This is a genomic window from Fimbriimonas ginsengisoli Gsoil 348, from assembly GCF_000724625.1.
GTDB lineage: Bacteria > Armatimonadota > Fimbriimonadia > Fimbriimonadales > Fimbriimonadaceae > Fimbriimonas > Fimbriimonas ginsengisoli.
The window spans coordinates 3,302,453-3,322,698 of record NZ_CP007139.1; the positions used below are offsets into that span (position 1 = coordinate 3,302,453).

The window sequence follows — 20,246 nt, forward strand, 5'->3', positions numbered from 1 at the left end:
CGAGCAGTTGCCTCGATGGCCGTGCCGTGCCCGGCGACCTCCTACGCGACCCCGACGACCCCGCCAAGGGCGGGCTAACTCTCACTTCCATCGTCTCGTCGCTGCTTCGCTTTCCGTTCCCGGAGGTTTCCGCGCTATGCGCTCTAGACAATCTGTCGTCGATGCCCTCGACGCACTTTTCAATATTCGCGGTTCTCACCCAGACCCCGCATTCTCTCGCTTCGTTCCCGTAACCTATGACTCCGTCGGAACGGACTGGCATCGCCGGTTCGAACCCGAGTTCTGCCGTCTCTTCAACGGACTTATGATCGGCGGCGAGATCGAAGTTCGGCGCGTCTTCCTCGTCGTTTTTCCTTCCGAGGCCGCGCTGGCCCGCGTCTTGAACGAGGCGAAGCCGGGGGATTTCGTTTTTTCGCATCATCCGCTCGATATGCGTTGCGGCGATCCACGGGGCGAGTGGGGAAGTGGGTTCCAGCCGATTTCGGTGGACCATCTCGACGCGCTTCAGCACCGGTGGATCTCGTTCTACTCGGTCCATGCGCCAATGGATGTAAACCGCCTGATCGGTACCACGGCCGCTCTTGTGGAGGCGCTTGGCGGGCGCTACGTCGGCGGGTTCTACCCATACGGGGACGGATTCGCGGGCGCGATCTGCGACATCGACCCGATTTCAACGTGCGAGCTGGCCGAGAAGTATGAGGAGCTGCTTGGCATTCCGTATCTCCACGAGGAAGGGCCCCGCCACGACCGGATTGAGCGGGTTGCGATCATTCCCGGTTGCGGAGACCACGTCCCGAGCATGCGCGCGGCTGCCGAGATAGGGGCGCAGGCGTACCTCACGGGTGAGGTCCATTGCCACATCGACAACGACTACGGCCGGTCGAGGATGGCGGAAATGAAGTCGTACATCGCCGAAACCCCGATGTCGCTCCTAGGCGGCTCCCACGCCGCAACGGAGTTTCTTGTCATGAGAACGCAAATGGCCCCATGGTTCGAGCAGGTGCTCGGACTGGAAACCGTGCTTGTTCCCGAGCAGAAGTGGTGGAGGTGACACCGTGGCCCTGGCATCTTGCCAGTGGGCTCCAAGGGCTTCCAGCCCTTGGTCCATTCTCACACGACCGATACGGTCGTAGGGTTCATCGGCTGGGAGCCGATGCTACTTTCGCACGACCAGGATGGTCGTGATACACACGGGCTGGAAGCGCGGTGCCACGCTAGCCGGGCATTTCGATGTGATCGTAGATTTCGGTGAGAGGTAATTCGAGTCCGAGGGAAGGGATGACGAGCGACTGGGATGGTTGGTCGTACTCAGTCATAAGCCATTCGCCGTTCTCTTGGCGGGCGTGGTGTTCGACCGCGAGCGAGTCTTGTGCAACGATGATATAGGCTTGCAGCGACTCGATCTTTCGGTAGTGCCGGAACTTGTCAACGCGGTCGTATCGGTCGGTCGAAGGGGACAAAACCTCCACTACGACAATCGGGTTCTCCAAGGTATCGAATGCTTCGTCTAACCACTGGCCCTCGCCGCAGTAAACGACGACGTCGGGATAAAGGTATGCGTCCGTTGCGGGAATCCTGACCCGAAGGTCTGAGGACACGACATTACAGTTCCGTCCCTCGAACCGGTTTCCCAAGCGGCGAACAAAATTGGCGACGATAAGAGCGTGCCAGCGGCTGACGCCGGACATGGCGTAGACCTCGCCGTTGATCAACTCGTGTTTCTGATCGGCCAACCGCTCGGCCGCCAAATAGTCGGCGGGAGAGGTCCAGGTTCGCGACGGCATCGCCATGACTATCTCTATTATGCGCCCGCGGCTAGGCGGGGAATTAATTAGTTGGCGTTTGGCCAGAAGGTCAGTACAATAAGGGTTCTCCCTGGGTAAAGGCGCCCCGGCAAATGACCGCAATGAAGCTGGTCGCGAGGCGCTCCTATGTACCCAGTTAACCGAAACGGTCGAACCGTGCTCGAAGCCGATGCTTGTGGCATCGGACTGCTCGCCACCCGAAAGGGCGTCGCTGAGCGACGCCTCGTTGAAACCGCGCTAGAGCTAACCACCCGTTTCGACCACCGTGGCGCTCCCGGTCACGGCGCCGGCCTACAGCTCGATATCCCTTGGCCGATGCTGCTGGACCGCTTTGGCCTGCATGCGAAAGCGATCGCGCAGCGCGACGTCGCCCTCGGGATGTTCTTCCTCCCATTCGAAGCGCCGCTTCGCCGAAGGTGCGTCGAGACCGTCGAGCGCTTGGCCGCGGTGGCGGGCGCCGACGTGCTTCAGTGGGCTGATGTGCCGGTGAACTCCGCCGCTCTCGACCCGACCAGCTCCGCCCTGCGAACCCTACCGATCGTCCGGCAAGCGCTTTTCCGTCGTCCCGAGGGGATGAGCGAGGACGGGTGGTTTGCATGTCGATACCTGCTTCGCCTGGCGCTCGACCGAGTGCTCGGCCAGATCGCGGGAGACGAGTTTTCCGTCGTTTCGCTCTCCAACCGCACCGTCGTTTATAAAGGCTTGGCGGAGCTTTCGCGAATCGCGGAGCTGTATCCGGACCTCCGCGACCCGCACTTCGCATCCCGCTACGTCGTCTTCCACAGCCGCTACTGCACCAACACCACGACGGCTTGGCGGCGGGCGCAGCCGTTCTGGGCGGTCGCTCACAATGGCGAGATCGCAACGATCCAGGGGAACGTCGCTTGGATGAACGCGATCGGCCGAGATCTGATCCGCAACTTGGTCGACCGGAACCCGAGCCTGTCGCGAATCGCGGCCGAGGTGAGCTCGATCGTCTGTTCCGGCGGGTCCGACACCGCGAACCTTGACGACATGATGATTGCCCTCATGGCGGGTGGAATGTCGTTCCCGCAGGCGGTGCTCGCCCTCTTGCCTCCGGCGACTTCGACGCTGGCCGAGGACGATCCTCTCCATCCGTTCGCCCGCGCCGCTTCGGTTTACCTTGGAGCTTGCGACGGCCCGGCGGCGCTCGTAGGGTGTGACGGGGACCACGCCGTTGCCCATCTGGATCGAAACGGCCTTCGCCCGCTGTGGGTGCAGACATCGCGCGATTACGTAATGGCGGTGAGCGAGCTCACCGGCACGCTCGATCTTGGCGACGTAGAGACGCAGCGGGTGATGGGGCCGGGAGACACCGTGGTCGTGGAATTGACCTCGGGTCGGGTTCTCTTCGATGAGGCGGTTCGAGCCGAGGTGGCTCGCCATCCCTTTCCGTCCCCGCAAACCCGGATCGTAGAGGGGGCGAGCGCTCCGGCTACATCGGAGGTCGGTGGCCTCACGCAATTGCAGCGCGCCTTCGGTATGACTCGAGAGGACGTCGACGTTCTCGTGAAGCCGCTCGCCGAAACCGGTAAGCCGGCGATCGGCTCGATGGGGGACGACACTTCACCCGCGGCAATGCTCGATGCCTTGCCGCGCCGGATGGAAGACCACTTCGCGCTCCGCTTCGCACAGGAGACCAGCCCACCGATCGATCCGATCCGAGATGCGTGGGTGTTCGATTCGACGGTGGCGCTCGGTGACCGTAGCGGTCTTTGGTCGGTTGCGACCGGTCCCGTCTACGCATTCCCTCACCGCGTTCTCTCCAACGGCGAGCTTGGATGGTTGAAATCCCAGAAGGCGGTTCGCGAAGTTTCGCTGCTTTTCCCGATCGTGAGCGGCGACGAAACCGCCAACGCCGCCGCGCTCGAAGAGGCGATCGAGATGGTTGTCGAACAGGCGCTCGCGATGGCGGACGAGCCGGGTGTTCTCGTGCTCACGGACCGCTATCCGACCGCCGAGCAAGCGGCGATACCGCCGATCCGGGTCGTCAGCCTTCTGCACCGGCGGTTGGTGGAACTGGGGATGCGCAATCGCGTCGGCCTCATTGCGGACGTCGGTGTGTGGGATATCCATCATTGCGCGCTCCTTATCACCCTTGGCGCAGACGCCGTCACGCCCTGGCTGGGTTTGGCGACCGCGGGCGAGGGAACCGACAAATATTTGAAAGGGGTTCGCTCCGGCCTCGTCGAGGCGATGTCCATGATGGGCGTTACTCCCGCTTCGGCCTATTGCGGCGCCGGTTTGGTTGAGGCGGTCGGCTTGAGCGAGGGGCTCATGCGCGCCGAGTTTCCGGGTGTTCCGGTTCACTTGGGCGGCATCGGCCGCGACGTTTTGGATCGCGAGTGGCTGGCATTCCACTCGGCGGCATTCTTTGGCGACTCCGAGTTGCCGGATGCCGGTGAGTTCCGCCATTCAAAGGAAGGACGTCGGCACGCGAACAACGCCGAAGTGGTTCGATCCCTGCAGCTATCGAGCGGTTACGCCAAGAAGATCCACGGCAGCGCACCGGGTTCGCGAGAGGCGTTCGACGATTATAAGGATTTGGTCAATGGGCGCGAGCCGGTCACCGTGCTCGATCTGCTCCAGGTGCGAAAGGGGGAGGCGATTCCGATCGACGAAGTCGAATCGGAAGCCGAAATCCTGTGGCGCTTTATGGCGCCGGGCATGAGCGAAGGGGCTCTCTCCGAGCCGGCGCACCGTACGGTGGCAAAGGCGTTCAACGTTCTCCATCGCTATTGCCGCATCAAGCTCGGCGGCCCCCGGCCGGGGATCGGCCCCGTGGCGAACAGTGGCGAGGGCGGATTCGACAAGGCGCGCATCGGAAGGCGGGACGGGAACCGTTCGGTGCAGTATGCCGGTGGCCGCTTTACGATCACCCCGATGACCGCGGCTCGGGCGGCGGAGGCGGAGGTCAAATTCGCTCAAGGCGCCAAGCCCGGTAAGGGTGGCCAGCTTCCGGGCAAGAAGGTCTCGGTTAAGGTGGCCCACCAAAGAGGCTGTGAGCCCGGGTACGAGCTCGTTTCGCCGCCGATCAACCACAACCTCTATTCCATCGAGGACGTGAAGCTGATGATCGAAAGCTGGCGGCACCTCAATCCCTCCGTCAACTGCGCTTTGAAATACGTTGCGACCCATGGCGTGGAGATGGTAGCGGCGGGCGGCGTAAATGCGGGCGCGAACCGGCTCCACCTGAGCGACGGCTGCGGCGGAACCGGCGCCGCCAAGCGGGTCGATCAGAAGCATGCAGGCGTGCCGCTGGCCGCCGTGCTGCCCACGGTTCACGACCTTCTGGTAGAAGAAGACGTCCGCCACCTGGTCGAGCTCTCCGTCGACGGCGGAGTGCAGACGGGTACTCAGGCGCTGAAGCTTTTCCTTCTTGGCGCGGACCGGGTCGGTTTTGGAACCTCCCTGCTGATCTCGATCGGTTGCTCGATGCTCCGAAAGTGCCACTTAAGCGGTCCGGACCCGGCCGACCCGACCGGGAAGCGGCGTCTTGGCTGCACTCCCGGAATCGCCACTCAGGACCCTCAGTGGATTGCCCGCTTTGCGGGGGACTGGCGGCACATCGTCCGGATGCTCCGATTTGTGGCGCAAGAGATCCGCGAGTCGCTTGCCGCGATGGGCGTTCGATCCGTGGCCGAGGTGATTGGCCGGCGGGATCTGCTGGAGCGCAAGCCGGGGCTCACCGGCAAAGCCGCCATGCTCGACCTAACGTCGATCCTCTCCGCGCCGCATGGCTTCAGTCAAGCACGCGATCTCGCCGCACAGAGCAAGGCGCATATGCCGGCGCTCCGTGGGGAAGAGCTCGAGGCCGCCGACCGGGCGATGTCGGGCGAGACGGTAACCATTATCGAGCGGCTTACGAACGAGAGCCGCTGCGTAGGCGTCGGGGCGGCGGGCAAGGTCGCTCGTCGCTTCGGCGATTTGGGGCTGCCAGAAGGCGGGCTCCATTTCGTACACACCGGGGCCGCCGGCCACTTCTATGCGGCCTATTCGGTGGAGGGTTTGGAGTTCCGCCTGCAGGGCGTGGTCGCCGACTCGTGCTTCACCGCCGCCTATGGCGGTCTGCTTGCCGTGACTCCGGCGGACGGGCAGTCGGGCAGGTCGCTGGTCGGCAATGCATTCGGCTACGGAGCCCGTGGCGGACGAGCCTATATCGCCGGCCGCGGCGGCAACCGGTTTGGAATCTGCCTCCGCAAGAGCCACGAGGGAACCGGCCCGCGCGTGGTCGTGGAAGGGGTCGAAGCGAACGCGTTCCAGTACATGACCGGCGGGGTGGCGCTGGTCCTCGGACCCACCGGTCCCAACCTTGGCTCGGGCATGACCGGCGGCCGCGTTTTCTTGCTCGACGCCGACATGGCCTCGCTGAACTCGGACTACGTGGGCGCGGTTTCTCTCGACGAGGGAGAGTCGCGGCTGGTCCGCGAAATGCTCCGCGAGCATGTGGAACACACCGAAAGCCAGATCGGCCGCCAACTTCTAGAGTCGTTCGACGCCTCTCGTTTCGTCCGAGTGTCGACGGTAGTCAAACCGGAACTGGTGCCGGAGTTGGTCAGCGTCGTCTAGCTTCCGGATTTCTCCACCCCCATCCCCCTCCTCATCGCACGGACTTCGACGAGGAGGGGGCTTATGGAATGGTCGCGGCTTCGAAGATTCGGATCTGGTTCTTACCCGCTCGCTTCGCCGCGTAAAGCGCTACGTCGGCGGCGTCTAGCGCCTCCGAGGCCGAATGCCGCCCGCTGGCTAACATTAGGCCGGCGCTGAAGCGAATCTCCCTGGCCTGCAGGCTCGACATCGCGCCCTGTAGGCGCGTGGCCACCTCGGTGGGCGTCGCCTTCCAAAACAGGGCGAGAAACTCGTCGCCGCCCCACCGCGCCACCCAATCGTTCGGCCCCATCTCGGCCCTTAACGTGCGGGCGAGACCTATCAGGCTCTCGTCCCCTCCCGCGTGTCCAAAGGCCGTATTGGTTTCCTTCAAATCGTCGAGGTCGATGACGGCGAGGGTGAATTCCGCGCCCGCGCCCCTAGCTGCGAGGAGATCGCTCTCGAGGCGGTCGGTTGCGAAACGGCGGTTGTGGACCCCGGTAAGGGCATCGGTGGTGGACACTTTCGCCAGCTCCGCCACCGATTCATCCAGGTGGGTGACTACCTTGTGGGTGAGAGCCATCAGCCGCCCCATCTCGTCCGGAAACTCGGTCGGGAGCTCCGTGATCCGGCCGTGCCGGTCGTACTCCTGGAGGAAGCGCAGCATTTGCCGCATCGGCGCCAGAAGCGCCCAGATCATCCAGACGGTGAGCACGATGGAAGCGACCCGCTCGCCTAAGATCAGTCCGCGGACTACGCGCACGTCGAGGTCGGGGTCCCAAACTTTGAAGAAGGCAGAGCTCAATAGAGCATGGGTTCCCACGATGGCCACCAAGAGGAGCTTGGTGGTAAAGCTGCTCTTTCGCCAGACTTTGGATAGAAACCGGTAAAGGCCCAATTCTGTAGATGTTGGCGCAGGAATGGAGGCGATAGTATTTGGATCGGTCATCGGGCAGCAATCCAGAGACCCAGTGGGTATAATTCTGGACTGTTCGCATATGGGTGGATGCCCGAGTGGCCAATGGGAACAGACTGTAAATCTGTCGGCGAGAGCCTACGTAGGTTCGAATCCTACTCCACCCACCATAAGCCTTCGTAGCTCAGCGGCAGAGCACTTCTTTGGTAAAGAAGAGGTCACGGGTTCGATTCTCGTCGAAGGCTCCACTTTTGAATCTAAAACGCAGCCGCCGGCAAGAGCCGGCGGCTGCGTTAATTTACTTAGGTTGCGTAGGGGGCGTTAAGCTACTGGAACCTCCATTGCTGGTTGGTTTTGCCGTTGGACTGATACTGATCGACGAGGGTGCCGTTGTTCCTCTTGGCGCCAACGACGTCTAGCAATAGTCCGCTATTGACGTTCTTCAGGTTGTAAACGCCGGCGCTGACCTGAACGATCTGCCATTGCTGGTTGGTGCCACCGCCGTACGGCCACTGATCGACTTTCGCTCCATTCGTGGTCGAGGCTCCGTAGACTTCGAGGGCAAGGCCGCTGGCGACGTTGATGAGCTTAACGACGTTATTCCCGAGATTCGTCAGGACCCATTTCTGGTTGTTCCCGCCGTTTACGGACCAGATGTCCATCTGGGTGCCGTTCGCCGTCGAGGAGCCCGGATCGTCCAGCGCAGAGCCGCTTTGGACTCCGACGATCGTATAGGTTCCGTTGTTGATCAGGTTCCCCTGTGCCGGCGGGGGCACGGCAGACGTTCCCAGGAACGAATTGAGCATCGTTTGGTCCGTGACCGCACCCGTGGTCCAGTTGAATACCTGGCCCGCGATATTCCAAACCGTACAGTAGAGGCCATGGCTGTTCGCCGAATCGTGGACGTACTTGTTCCAATACGTGCACGAGTCGTAGTTCAGCGTAATGTTGGCCCCGGTCAGGTCAGGCTCGGACGGCTTCGGGGAAGCCTCGTATTCTCCAATAAGAACAGGAACGCCCGCGTTCTTGAATTGGGTCTGCATCTTGGTGAACTCAGACTCCACGTAGGCTTCCTCTCCCCAGGTGGCGTTCCGGGAAGGCAACGTGGTGGAATGGTAGCCGTTCCCCCAGAAGTAGAACATGTTGCCCCAGGACGCATCCGACGTGAGCTGAGTGAACTGGAACGGGTCGTAGAGATGCACCTCGAGCATGATGCGATGGGCAGAATCTGTGGGCATCGAAGCGGGAGTCAGCCAACTGCACGTGTTGTCGATGTTGGTCGTCGGCCCCTGCACGATCAGCCAGCGCGTCGCGTTGTTGCCGCCGGTGCCGCGCACCGCGTTTACGAACGTCTGGTAATACTGGAACAGAACGCTTGTCTGGGCCGCGCTGGTGGCATTCGGTTCGTTGGCGGCGGCGAAGAGCACGTGGGAGTCGTATCCGTTGAAGGCGGTCGCGACCTGCTGCCACATACGCTGCATCTTGGTGTTGAGCGTCGAGTTGAAGCTCGCGTAGCCTCCGCTGTCGAGCCATCCATTGTCCCAGTGATCGTTGATGATCACATAGAGGCCCCGGGCAGTGCACCAGTTGACGGTCTGTTGCACCTGGGACATAAAACTGGAGCTAATATTTCCGTTGGCGTCCGAAGCGTTTATCCAAGCGCATGGGATCCGAATCGTATTGAATCCGGCGTTCGCCACTGAGTTGATGAGCGCCTGGCTAGGTAGCGGACCCCAGGAACCGGGGCTGGGAATCGCTTCGAAAGTGTTGCCGAGGTTCCACCCGGTGCTTGGCGTCGGGAGCTGTCCGAACGCCCCCATCGGCAGGGCAAGCGAGCAAGCGATAGCAAGAATAGTCTTTAGCCGGGCGTTCTTTAGGCCCTTCGCTGATCTAATCGACATTGATTGTTCTCCTCTTTCCGAGAACTTCAGTGTTCGGTAACTTTGAGGTCCGCGCAATGCAAAATATCGATGGGATAATGCACAGTCTTCCAATGCGTGGGGTATTTGCCGATACATTCGTCGGCGGCGGGAACTACAGATCTCATCATCACGCGTTCTGGGAGATCATCTATGTGCGGACCGGATCGGTGAAGATTTGCCAGGGATCGGCGGTTTTCGACATGGGACCGGGCATGATTCTGCTTCACCCGCCTTTCGTGGAGCATGCGGACAGCTCAACCTCCGAGTACTCCATTTTTTATGTGCAGATCGACGCTCCTGCCGACGCGCCCTGGCCGGGAATAGCGAATGACGACTCTTTTCAGTCGATGGGGCGGATCTGTGAGGCGACCTGCCGCGAGTGGAAGGGCAGTCACCCCCTAAGAGAAGAGATGATCGCGAACTTGACCCAGCAAACGGATCTCTTGCTGAGGCGCTTTAAGACGGCGGAGCATCGTTCCAAGGGAGAGATTTTGGTCGCCGCGGCGGAAAGGATCTTGGAGGAGCGGTACAACCTGCCGATCACCGCCGCAGAACTCGCGTCGGAACTTGGAGTTTCGAGGTCGCTGTTGTACGCGGAATTCACCGCGGTGACGGGGCAAACCCCCAAGGCGTACGTGCTTCGCCGGCGGTTGGAACATGCCACGGCGATGTTGCAACACACGAACTTCACGCTGGAAAGAATCGCGGCGGCGACAGGGTTCTATTCTTCGAGCCACCTGGCGAGGCACGTAAAGGCGTCGACGCACCAAAGCCCCGGCACCATCCGCAAACTCGCCTTAGCTCGGAATTCCCGGCCAACCGAATAGGAATTGGTCCATCCTCCCGACCTCCGCGATGCCGGGAATCGCCGTTATAAGCGAGACGGTAACCAGCCGAGTGGACCTTAGCGCGGTTCCTTTCGATGCCGCCATTGGCTGAGCATGGTCATCTTACGGTGATCTGGTCCAGGTGGATCAAGCTGCCCTAAGCCTCGCGGCAGGGTCAGCACACACTCAAGCCAAAAGATATCGGATTAAGTTTGCTTATTCGATAATAGCAAACAAATCGTGATAGCATGTTGATCGTCTCTCACCCATGAGACTGTCAAGAGGCGTTCCTTGGACCTATTTGCCACGATTACCGTCCGTCAGTTCTCTGACTTACTACGACAAACGCCGATCGGTACGTTGCTTCGTAGGGACCAATGCCCGTTGCTCGTAAAGTTTCGCGAGAATAATTCGGTCGACTTCACCACCAGACTGACCAAAGACGGTAACTCCAAGTGCTTTCGGATCTCAGCGGCGAGACAGAGCAACGGCAACCAGGTTAAGTTGGTGGCGCGTGATATCCCCGAAATTCAGTTTCCCACCGTCGCAAGCTTCAATTGTATGGGCTTGTTGGCGGCCTGGAAGAATGACTTGGAACTTCCAACGATCTGGATTTCTCCCTCGGCAGAGGATTTATTGGGTGCTGGCAAGTTGGATTCCGGTCTGGTCGTCATTTTCGGCGAAACCGGGTCGGGAAAATCGGTCTTGGCAGATCGCATCTGCCAGCACGTCTTTGATAACCTTCGAGGCGGAAAGGGACACGTGCTGCGTTTCGGCGATCCGGTGGAAGGGGCGTTTAACTTCCACACTCGTTACGGAGTGCAGTTGGGACAGTTCTCCGACGTAGCGGTCGAGACGCAACGGAACCTCGGATCAGACACTCCTTCACTCGACCAATTCGGAATGGACGCGCTACGGCAGAAACCAGCGCTTGTCAGTGTCTCGGAATTGCGTAGTTCGGCGGATATGCTCGCAGCGCTAGAGTTAGCTTCCACCGGACACCTCGTAGTTGCAACGGCACACTCGGGTTCGCTCAAGGAGGGGTTCGCCAGGCTGATGAACGCCTACGGCTGTTTCGCGAACCCCGATCTCAAGGCGCCGCTTATTTCCTCGGTGCGGTGCCTGATCCATGTGGAGAGTAAGAAGGTTAACCTTCGTGAACTCGAAGGGCCCTCGCGGAAGTATAAGATCGTGCTGCCCACTGTCTGGTCAAAGACTCCAAGCGCTTTGGTGCACTTCATTGCCGACGGACCGCAGATGATCACACCATCTAGCGGTGCGAGCTCGGATGCGGCCGACCCGCTCTACTACTACTCGGAGCCAAAGACCGTATTCAATCTGATTGCGCGAGCAGTCATCGATCTCCACACGGATCCGTCCAAGTTGTCCGCGACGGCCACTTGCAAGTCGGACTGGCAAGGAGTCAACGCCCAGAAAGCCTCGGTTTCAGGGGAATGGGAATCGTACGTAAGACTACTCCTCGATCACATCACTGGGAAAAAAGCACCCGCTCACACCGACGACGAAATCGAGCGTCAAACGAGCCGGTTGCTCGACCACGTTTGGTCGACCGTGATGTGTCAGGAGAGGGAGGGCCATCTGAATTGGAAAAAGGCCATGCCGCCCGACTTTGAAACGATCGAGGAGGATGTGAACACGATAGTTGAGGTGCTGAAGATCGCGATTAGGGAGATTTACTGAAATGGGCGTCCTCAAAACTTACATTTACGAGCTTGATCGTCTCTTTCACCCGGTAGACGAATATGGAAAAGTTTGTTATGAAAAGCATGGCATTCAGTCGCCAATCGTGCTCACAGCGGATCTAGAGCTAAAGCCCAAAGAGTCAGTCCCCGAAAGAACCCTTACGATTTCCCTCGCCGGGGCGGCGGGTACTGGCAAGTCGATTTTGGCTTTGCACTTCGCTGCTGCTTTTCTCGTCGAGAACCCTGGCGCATTTGTCATGTACATCTCAACTGACTTGAGCCATGGCGTCGCAAAACGACAAATGGAGTCGTTCGGACTTGGCAAGCCCGGGGAACTTTGGGAATTCTTTGAGAGACCCAAAAACAGTATCAATCTGCGAACGGTGGTTGACCTACCTAAGGTCGAATGGGGCGCCCTCGGGGACGGAACCTTTCTTCGTAGCGTGATTAGCCCGGAGTCGATCATACAATCCAGTTTATCAACGACAACGGTAAACAAGACTGCAGAGCCCGATATAAGTAGCGTCCACTTTGTGGACTTTCAGGAAGGAGCGAGTGGTGACGATTGGCTGTACCTTGAGGAGTTCCTATCCAAGCTCCTGCCATTAATGGAAAAGATCTTCCCACAGCGCAAGGTGCTCCTCGTGATCGATGCCATCGAAGGTTTAGATACACCCGGTTCAGGAGAGTTGCCGATTTCGAGGCACGGGCGGCGCCAGCGGCTCGCAAGGCTCATGGAAACCACCACCCGCAACGCCAACATTGTATTCACCTTGGAGGCTACGGAACCGAACTTAGATGTCGACGAGGAATTTGTCTCGGACGTTGCGATCCATCTTAACCGAGACCAAACTGAGCACGGCTCGCGAACCACTTTAGAAGTCAAGAAGGCGCGGGGCATGTATGTCTACTCGGGAGTACATGAGTTAGTTATTAGAGGAAACCGAGGGACGACAACCGACGAGCAGGTCAACGAAGATGATCCCGACCTTCCTTGCAATAAGGTTCTCCTCCTGCCATCTCTATCGGTTTTTGAACAACGATTAGAGCTGAAATCAGCCAAGGACTCTATCGCTTGGCCCGACAATAGCGTCGTTCTGGAACCGTGCAATCTAAAATTTGGAATTCCCGCTCTTGACGAAATGCTTAGCGAGGAAGGCGGCTTGGGTGCTGGAGGTATACACCTAATTCTTGGAGAAGAGTACACACACACGTCAAAATTGATAACTGCGTTCTTATCGCAAGGTTGTTATCGAGTTTATGAACTATTAATGGTGGGGGCAAAGGCAAAATTACGCCCAGATATTGACCTGCTAGGTCGCGAATTCCGTAAAGCGGTGATAGCGTATCTCCCAGATGTCCGTCGCCAACTACTTTCACAGTTAATTCCAAATTCAGCATTGCCTCAGGACCTATTTGGAACAGGATTACTCTTTAGCTCTGGGAGGTCTGTTACGGCGCGGAGCTATTTGAATGGTCTTATTGAAAATTGGAATGCAATCTTTCAGGTTCAAGAAGGAGATCGCCTTGATGTAATTAATGCAAAAGTAGATGAGTCGGGAGTAAAGGAAGTCGCAGAGGTATCTGCCATGTTTTGTACGCAATTTCTTGCCCATAAAGGAGTACGTAGCTCGTTAAAGGCACCGCGTCCTTTCATTTACCGAAGAATGCCGTCGAGACCTCTGTCTAAGGAGATGGTGTACTTTATCATCTTAGAGAATATGAAGGCCGCAATTGTTCAGCAGATTATCGGCGATTACCAGATCGGAATGGAAAGAACGTCAGGCCCGAGCGAGCGACCAATGAACCCGAGCTCCTTTAAAAAGTTGAACGCCGATATCGCAAGGTTCTGTCAAGAGTTTCCCAGGCTTCGCTATCCCCATGCGTGGCGGGTGCGGGTGGCCTTCGAGGAAATCTCAACGCTTTTGTCGTCCATTCCTCAAGAAGATCGTGAAACGCTTACGGCGGCTATCGTCGATTTGTGTCGAGTCACTGGCGTCACCGCCTTGTTTACCGATAAGCAACAAGGCGGGCCGCTGGGCGATTCCGCTCAATCGTCAACTGGCGTTGTTCACGCTCGAACAGAAAGCGCGATCTATACTTGGCACGTTCCATATGGGAGCGGCTCAAAGGTAGCAATTGCGAAAGTTCCGCCTGTTAGCCGCGAGAAGCAGGTGGTGGTCAGGGAGCTGCGGGGCTTCAGTGAATCTCAGCGTTTAGAAATCGACCGCTGCCTAGAGTTGTATTTGGATGTCATCCCGAGTCACGGAGCCGAACTGGAGGATCTTCGGCGAGTACCGTTAACCGTGCTGCTCGGGACGGAAGGTGAGCTCTGGGGTGATCGCTCCTTCGAAACGCAGTGCGCAGACCTTCTTCGGTCAAGCCTCGGTGATAGCTTTCATCTTCACCGACCAGATAGCTCAGATGTCCTTCATGTTGAGTCTATGCCCGGCCAAGTGCTTGAGAGTTTCGTAAATTACAGTCTTCATGCCGCCGAACCAAGAACGGTAGTGGCGATGATCGACGAATACTGGTCCAGGAACACAAGAGAGTGGTTCCGAAAGGGACAATCGCGGGCAAAGGATCGATTCCTAGAGTTGGACGCCGCTATGGTCGGTCGCCTACGTCACCAAGAATTCGACAACGACGTCCAACCGATCCCGGATGAAAAGGATGAGCGACATCGGCGTCTCATTCCCTTCACATGGAATTTTGGATTATCTCTTTTGCGAATGCGCCCTTGGGAATTTGCTGCCGCCAAGGTCGAGGAGGGATTGGCAAATAGTAAAGCTCCGAAGGACGTCAAAGTAAAGGAAGTTCTTGAATTAGCTCGCGGGAAGTTTGACGTACTACCAAAAGTGTGCTCTCTCAGAGGAACTGGGGAGTCGCTCGCAGAAGTTCAAGCCAATAGTGAAGTCGCTTGGCATGAATTCTTTGCGGCATGCCAGTATGTTAAGCGATTCTATTCCGCTCACGATGATTTACAAGTCTTCGAAATCGACGCGCCTGACTCCCAATCTCTGGTTAGTTTTGTGCTTGAAGTTTGGATGTCCACCGTGGTGTGGTTTTATACGAAAATAGAGCACCTGCCCAGTCAGAAGCGAAAATTTGGCCCGAACGACACTCTGCAACTTCCGAACGCGTTTACTAAGTGCCTTGCGTGTCTTTCGAAATGGGATGTCACGGGCGCACACCGGAAGCTCTTGGCTTCAATCACAAACCTTGAAAAAGATGATTTTGCGGAGTCTAAGTCGCTCTTTGAAGTGATCGATGAAGGTATTCGGTACTTGAACGTTCCACCTCCGAATTCAATGCAAGACGCAGGTAACGTTATTGCCGACTCGGAAGAGGCGGATAGCGCCGTCTACATTTTTTGCTTGTATCTTACGCTATTGACGTTAAGCCAGGTGGTCGACTTTCATCAGTGGGTGCTTGATCCCAATACGTTCATCTTTAAGCCGCGAACGTCCACTGGGAAAGCGGTGGCTGGGCGTTATTGGTATGCAACCGCTTCGTTTATGCTTCGCCGGGAGAGCAGCCCCGGTGTACCGAATTTCGACCCTAATGACCCAATGGTGCCGATGGCGCTCCCAGGTTATTTCTCGGCGAGGGGTGATTGGCACCTGGCGGTGCTCGCAAGCAGCCGTAGCATTTACTTGGGCGAGTTGGCAATCCATGAGCTTTCTCGGTCAAAGGCGGCCACGATTCGGCTTCAAACGGGGGTGGGGTTGCCGATGTACAATTTGGTCCGTTCAGCCGACCGGAGCCCAGAGCGCCAGGTTCGCACAGCCTTGCCTTCTCCATTTGGAGGGAAGATGGCGTCGTTCGATTACGGATATGTTAAAGCCATCGCTCCGTTGCGGTATAGGGCCGACCGAGTGTCCCGTAAAATTGTTTTTCCAGGACACGAAGGTTACTTTCCCATTTACCGAAGTGAGATTAAAGGCTATATTCAAGAGACAAGTCTCTTTTCGAAGGGACTCACTCGGATACTGGTGTCATTATCTGAAGCCCACCGGGAAGGGAAGTCGGTCGACTTTTATGACGTCTTCGAAGAACTGGCAGATCGGCTGAAGGGGAGAGAAGATCTTCGCTCAATTGTCTATGGTGTGGAAGCAACAGAGGAGGAGACTAATGGGGAATCTGTCCGGGAAGGGCTCGGGAGATCCGATACTTGGACAATCTTCAACGATTATTTCTCACACTTCCGAGCTTTTCTGGAACCTCATAAGTCACGTGAGTCGTGAAGCAGCCGACGACGGTGTGGTTACTTGAGGTCGATCGGATGCTGAAGACGATTTAGAGGTGAGGAGCACGACAAAGAGATGTGATTCCCCTAGACCGGCAAGGTCCTTAATAGTTATTGCGAGGAGTTTGAGTTTCATCGCTGGTTTAGTTCTTGATTTCACCCGCCCGATCTCGATATGAAGATGGCTCCGCATTCGCTACATCGACAGACCTTGGCCGACTGTGACCACCGACTAATATCGCGGGACCGTTTACGAAGCGGCATCCAGCTCGTAGGGGCCGAAATGCACCTTTGAGATGAGGACTGCCAGGCCGTAGGAGCGGAGGGCGCCGCCGGTCCAGGTTCGTTGAAGGGCTTTTTCTGGAATTGGGATCGCGCGGATGCGGTCCGCGCCATTAATGCCGGAAGACAAGATCAGCCGATTACCGTCAAAAGATACGAACAGCCAGCCTTCGCGAGAAAGGTCGACGCGAGTTAGGGGCACGGCTAAGACTTTTAGCCACGCGTTCCTCCGAAGCGTGTGTAGATCGGTTTTGCGCCAGGAGTTGCGGTTGTGACCGTTGGTGAAAAGGAGAGCCATCCCCTCCTTGCCGAACCGCTCCTGCGATGGCGCGTAAACCTTCCTAGTTACGCCTCTTACCGAGGATATCGGGAATGGTCAACCAACGCTATGGTAATGATAGCAAAAGGTAAGCAATCGTACGGAAACCTAGCAAGGATGCCTATATAGAAATCAGTAGGGCCTATCAAATAGGCTCCCGCCGGGATGGAAACAAGGGATAGGGTTACTTTCCGCGGGGTCCTAGGTGGTCATGGCAGTTTTTGGATAGCGGAGACGTGGCCCTTTGCGAGCGGATAAGGGAAGAATGTTCGCGAGGGCGTGTTAACGTAAGGGTATGGAACGCCGCCAAGCAAAGGTCTTCGCCGCTTTTCTCGGATTGATTATCGGTTGGGGATGTGGCGGTGGGAGCTCGGCTTCGGGTTCGGCTGGAGGCACCGGTACTGGTGGACCTTCCGGAACGCCCTCGCATTGGTCGGTTACCGTCCTTGCTCCGTCCGGCGTCAACAACTCAGCCACGTACGCAGTAGCCCCGGGCTATCAGGCCGGTAGCGCGCGTTTGGCCGGTTCCAATCAGAGTGCGGTCATCTGGCACGGCTCGGCAGCATCGGTCGAAAACTTTAATCCAGCCGGCTCTGACAACTCGATTATCGTGGCGGCGAGCTCCACGGACCAAGGGGGAACGGCGGTGTTGGGAGGAATCGCCCACGCGGCGCTCTGGCACGGGACGGCCGCCAGCTTTGTCGACCTTCATCCGACGGGGGCCACCTACTCCACGGTCAAAGCGCTCTATGGAAATGAGCAGGGAGGCAACATCGGACCGGGCGAGCAAGCCGCGATGTGGTCCGGATCGGCGGCAACCTTCCGCAGGCTCCAACCTTCTGGCAGCACATCCTCAGCCGTGAATGGAATGGGACCGGGACAGCAAGTCGGGTTCTTCACCGCTCCGTCCAACGCCCACGGATACGCTCATGCATGCCTATGGAGCGGCTCCGCTGCGTCGGTTTCCGATCTCAATGGCGTCCTCGATTCTTCGCAGGCGTTCGCTACCGACGGAGTTCACCAGGTCGGCTTGGCCGACGTGCCTGGTATTACTGGCTCGCATGCGGCGATGTGGAGCGGGACGGCCTCGAGCTTCGTCGATCTAAATCCCGCCGGCGCCGGGTCATCCGAAGCCCATGCCGTCTCGGGCCGCTTCCAAGCTGGCTTCGCCTACTCCGGCGCGTTAGCGGCGGCCGCCTTGTGGCAGGGCTCCGCCAGAAGTTGGGTGAACCTCCACCAGTTTCTTCCTGCCGGTTACAAGAGCTCCTACGCCTACTCGATCGTTCAAACCGCCGGCAAGGTCATCGTTGGCGGCTATGCGGTCGACGATGCCGGCACCAACGCGGTTGCCGTTATATGGGTCGGGAGGTAACACATTGCCGGATAGCTTAGGGGCACGCCGGTTGGGTTAGAAATACCTCGGCATATTGGCTTCGCCACAAGCCTTGCCGATGGCTTGACGCAACAGTTCCATTTCCTTCAGTAGCTCGTTCATTAAGCTGCGGTTGGCGTCCCGATCGCCTTCGTCGGAACTCTCCCAGTGAGCCTGTGCTCCGTAGAAACAGTCCCTCATTTCGTCGCAAGTGCCGGGCTTCGAGCGCAATTCTTTCGACCGGGAAATCGCGTCGGGAACCCAGCGAAAGACCGGAGGAGGCGGTACATGGGGCGGCTCCGGGACGGGGGGATCCACGGGCGGATCGACCGGGGCGGGAGGAGCGGGCGCCGGCTTAGCGAAAATCTGATTGAGTCCTGGAATGATAATCTTCCAGCACAGGACGACCACGACGCCGGCAAGGACGACAACAACGAAGATCTCCATTGCCCTATCCTACCGTTGCAGGGAATGTCTATTTACATGTTTTGAGCAAATGGAGGGGCAAAGATCGCGTATACAAGACTGAATCTCGGGCCTATCACCTTAGAGCATTCAAAACCTTTCGGCTTTGCTTCTCTTTTGCGGCCGACTCGATAGCGGTGAACCGGGGCGGATTCTGTTTACCGGCCGAAAGCCGGCGGAACATGGCTGGAAACGCCTTGATTGCGGTCTGGAATAGTTGCGCCTCTTCCTTACTTGGTAGCGAAGCGAGCTGCTCGGCTACGTTGATGGCGTCGTCCTGGGTAAGGTCGGCGGGATAGAGGGTGGGCGACAACTCGATGACCGATAGATAGGGAGCCCCCGGCATTACAAAGCGGGTGTGGAGCGGATCGAACGCCCGATCTTCGTCCGCTTCGGACGAGACGCCGATGACCACTCGAGTTCGACGGTCGGGGGTGGTGCGGCCGAGCGAGGGATCCATGGCGATCCATCCCTGGCCAGGCTGCCAGTATTCCGTGAGCCAATGCTCGTACAGGGGCCCGCACCAAGTCGGCATGTGGGCAACAGTTCGAGCTGGAATTCCATGGGCTCGCAAAAGCGCCGCCGATAGATTGGCGCGGTTTGTGCAAGATCCCTCGCAGGCCAAGGCCGCGAGGGCGTCCAGAGTCTTAAAGGGGGCTCCCTTGCCTCGGTTGTCTCGCACGAACTCGAAAACTCGACCTACATACTCCTGAGGACTCTTTGTTTCGCCGGCCAGCCGCTGGGCGATCTCCAAGATTTCGCGATGGCTACACTGCACGCAAGCCGTGCTCTTAACCAGGGTCCCGTCTGCTGGAGCCGTATCGTCGGCGGGTCCCTGACGGACCAGAACCAAGGCTTCGTAGTGAACCCACGCGCCCTTTGTCCCGGGTTGAATTCGTGCTTCGCAAAGCAGATTGTGCCCATCGGCACGCCTTCGCCATTTAAAGCCGAGCAACTTGCCAGGCTTGTCGACTTCGATCTTGAAATCTAGCGGAACTTGGCTGGCATCCAGGGCCGGAATCGGAAACGAAGCCGTTCCGACTTCGGATGGGCTCTTGGTTCGTAGAGGAGCACGCATTTTTAGGCGGACGATCGCGGGACCGGCCTGCGCGGCGAGAGCATCGTGGTTCTTCTGGACGATGGTCGGCTTAGGGTGCGCGGCTTCCTCCGCCATCTCCCGCTTCACCTGTTCCACGGCGGCGATGGCGTTCTGGTCGGGTGGCGCATCTTCTCCGACGGTAAGGTGGGGATCGGAAAAGTAGATCGACTGCTTATCTACGTTGTGGATCACAATGCTGAGTCCGGTGGACTCCGGGGGAAGCACGTATTCGCGGCTGAATTCGACCCACCGGCCCACCTCGGCCTTTCCGTCGTCGGTCCAAGTCGCGGCCCACGGGAGTTCCTTGCCGTTGCGTGGTTTCACCGCCACGGCGACGACGGAGAAACCCTGTAATTTCTGCGTTCCGCGAAAGGCGACTCGAAACAGAAGGCGGCGCCCGGTTGGAGGTTTGGCGATTCGCACGGTTTGAAAGGTGCCGTTCATCCCGTACGGGCTCCCCTGCATTTCATAAGCCGGCGCCGCGGAATGGGACAGGGCAGGCGCGGCCTTCACGTCGAATCCCGGCCACTGGCATCGTTCGGTCTTCGTTCCAGGGGGAGCCATCAAGTCTTCGGCTGGGCTCTGTCGGGAAAGAAGCAGGGAGGCGGCAACGGCGGTGACGAACACGCTTCAAATGACGAGGCGTTGATGCGGGAACGTTCTGACTGGGCAATAATGC

At 58.3% G+C, this 20,246-nt stretch carries 12 protein-coding genes and 2 tRNA genes; 8 read left to right on the plus strand and 6 right to left on the minus strand.

Going from position 1 to position 20,246, the window contains the following annotated elements; translation table 11 throughout:
• The first annotated feature begins 136 nt into the window (after positions 1-136).
• A complete protein-coding gene (locus OP10G_RS14910; RefSeq protein WP_025229636.1) occupies positions 137-1,051 on the plus strand; it encodes a Nif3-like dinuclear metal center hexameric protein in 915 nt (304 codons plus the stop codon).
• Positions 1,052-1,214: 163 nt separating this feature from the next.
• On the opposite strand, the gene OP10G_RS14915 is transcribed toward OP10G_RS14910, so the two are convergent.
• Positions 1,215-1,784 carry a Uma2 family endonuclease gene (locus OP10G_RS14915; protein WP_227624939.1) on the minus strand — a complete coding sequence of 190 codons (570 nt, stop codon included), beginning with the start codon at positions 1,782-1,784 and terminating at the stop codon, positions 1,215-1,217.
• Between the two features lie 177 nt (positions 1,785-1,961).
• On the opposite strand from OP10G_RS14915, the gene OP10G_RS14925 reads away from it, so the two are divergent.
• Positions 1,962-6,395, plus strand: a complete 4,434-nt coding sequence (locus tag OP10G_RS14925) for a glutamate synthase-related protein (protein ID WP_227624940.1) — start codon at positions 1,962-1,964, stop codon at positions 6,393-6,395.
• Between the two features lie 61 nt (positions 6,396-6,456).
• Here OP10G_RS14925 and OP10G_RS14930 read toward each other — a convergent pair whose 3' ends face one another.
• Positions 6,457-7,311 (minus strand): GGDEF domain-containing protein, encoded by an 855-nt coding sequence (locus tag OP10G_RS14930; protein WP_025229632.1) that lies wholly within the window; start codon positions 7,309-7,311, stop codon positions 6,457-6,459.
• A gap of 102 nt (positions 7,312-7,413) precedes the next feature.
• On the opposite strand from OP10G_RS14930, the gene OP10G_RS14935 reads away from it, so the two are divergent.
• Both OP10G_RS14935 and OP10G_RS14940 read left to right on the plus strand, forming a co-directional pair.
• Positions 7,414-7,499, plus strand: a tRNA-Tyr gene (locus OP10G_RS14935).
• A 3-nt stretch (positions 7,500-7,502) separates the two neighbouring features.
• Positions 7,503-7,577, plus strand: a tRNA-Thr gene (locus OP10G_RS14940).
• Between the two features lie 78 nt (positions 7,578-7,655).
• Here the strand turns inward: OP10G_RS14940 and OP10G_RS24775 are convergent.
• Positions 7,656-9,230, minus strand: a complete 1,575-nt coding sequence (locus OP10G_RS24775; protein WP_025229631.1) for a cellulase family glycosylhydrolase — start codon at positions 9,228-9,230, stop codon at positions 7,656-7,658.
• A gap of 92 nt (positions 9,231-9,322) precedes the next feature.
• Between OP10G_RS24775 and OP10G_RS14950 the strand changes: the two genes are divergently transcribed.
• The 3 genes from OP10G_RS14950 to OP10G_RS14960 all read left to right on the plus strand — a co-directional run bounded on the left by OP10G_RS14950 (position 9,323) and on the right by OP10G_RS14960 (position 16,028).
• A complete protein-coding gene (locus OP10G_RS14950; protein WP_025229630.1) occupies positions 9,323-10,078 on the plus strand; it encodes a helix-turn-helix transcriptional regulator in 756 nt (251 codons plus the stop codon).
• A gap of 561 nt (positions 10,079-10,639) precedes the next feature.
• Entirely contained in the window at positions 10,640-11,779 is a 1,140-nt protein-coding gene (locus OP10G_RS14955; RefSeq protein ID WP_227625140.1) for an ATPase, T2SS/T4P/T4SS family, read from the plus strand.
• Between the two features lies 1 nt (position 11,780).
• On the plus strand, positions 11,781-16,028 hold the full coding sequence (locus tag OP10G_RS14960) for an RAD55 family ATPase (protein WP_025229628.1): 4,248 nt from the start codon (positions 11,781-11,783) through the stop codon (positions 16,026-16,028).
• 252 nt (positions 16,029-16,280) lie between these two features.
• Here OP10G_RS14960 and OP10G_RS14965 read toward each other — a convergent pair whose 3' ends face one another.
• On the minus strand, positions 16,281-16,514 hold the full coding sequence (locus OP10G_RS14965; RefSeq protein WP_144241182.1) for a hypothetical protein: 234 nt from the start codon (positions 16,512-16,514) through the stop codon (positions 16,281-16,283).
• Between the two features lie 412 nt (positions 16,515-16,926).
• On the opposite strand from OP10G_RS14965, the gene OP10G_RS14970 reads away from it, so the two are divergent.
• A complete protein-coding gene (locus tag OP10G_RS14970; protein ID WP_025229626.1) occupies positions 16,927-18,003 on the plus strand; it encodes a hypothetical protein in 1,077 nt (358 codons plus the stop codon).
• Between the two features lie 36 nt (positions 18,004-18,039).
• Here the strand turns inward: OP10G_RS14970 and OP10G_RS26905 are convergent, their stop codons facing one another.
• Complete coding sequence (locus OP10G_RS26905) at positions 18,040-18,450, minus strand: hypothetical protein (RefSeq protein WP_025229625.1); 411 nt, start codon at positions 18,448-18,450, stop codon at positions 18,040-18,042.
• Positions 18,451-18,544: 94 nt separating this feature from the next.
• Positions 18,545-20,194, minus strand: a complete 1,650-nt coding sequence (locus OP10G_RS14980; RefSeq protein ID WP_025229624.1) for a transglutaminase-like domain-containing protein — start codon at positions 20,192-20,194, stop codon at positions 18,545-18,547.
• Positions 20,195-20,246 lie beyond the last annotated feature (52 nt).

Bases quoted from the DNA above. Each gene is read 5' to 3' on its own strand.
- OP10G_RS14960 (WP_025229628.1), top strand. From the start codon at position 11,781: ATGGGCGTCCTCAAAACTTACATTTACGAGCTTGATCGTCTCTTTCAC.
- OP10G_RS14910 (WP_025229636.1), top strand. From the start codon at position 137: ATGCGCTCTAGACAATCTGTCGTCGATGCCCTCGACGCACTTTTCAAT.
- OP10G_RS14955 (WP_227625140.1), top strand. From the start codon at position 10,640: ATGGGCTTGTTGGCGGCCTGGAAGAATGACTTGGAACTTCCAACGATC.
- OP10G_RS14915 (WP_227624939.1), bottom strand. From the start codon at position 1,784: ATGCCGTCGCGAACCTGGACCTCTCCCGCCGACTATTTGGCGGCCGAG.
- OP10G_RS14950 (WP_025229630.1), top strand. From the start codon at position 9,323: ATGCGTGGGGTATTTGCCGATACATTCGTCGGCGGCGGGAACTACAGA.
- OP10G_RS24775 (WP_025229631.1), bottom strand. From the start codon at position 9,230: ATGTCGATTAGATCAGCGAAGGGCCTAAAGAACGCCCGGCTAAAGACT.
- OP10G_RS14970 (WP_025229626.1), top strand. From the start codon at position 16,927: ATGGAACGCCGCCAAGCAAAGGTCTTCGCCGCTTTTCTCGGATTGATT.
- OP10G_RS26905 (WP_025229625.1), bottom strand. From the start codon at position 18,450: ATGGAGATCTTCGTTGTTGTCGTCCTTGCCGGCGTCGTGGTCGTCCTG.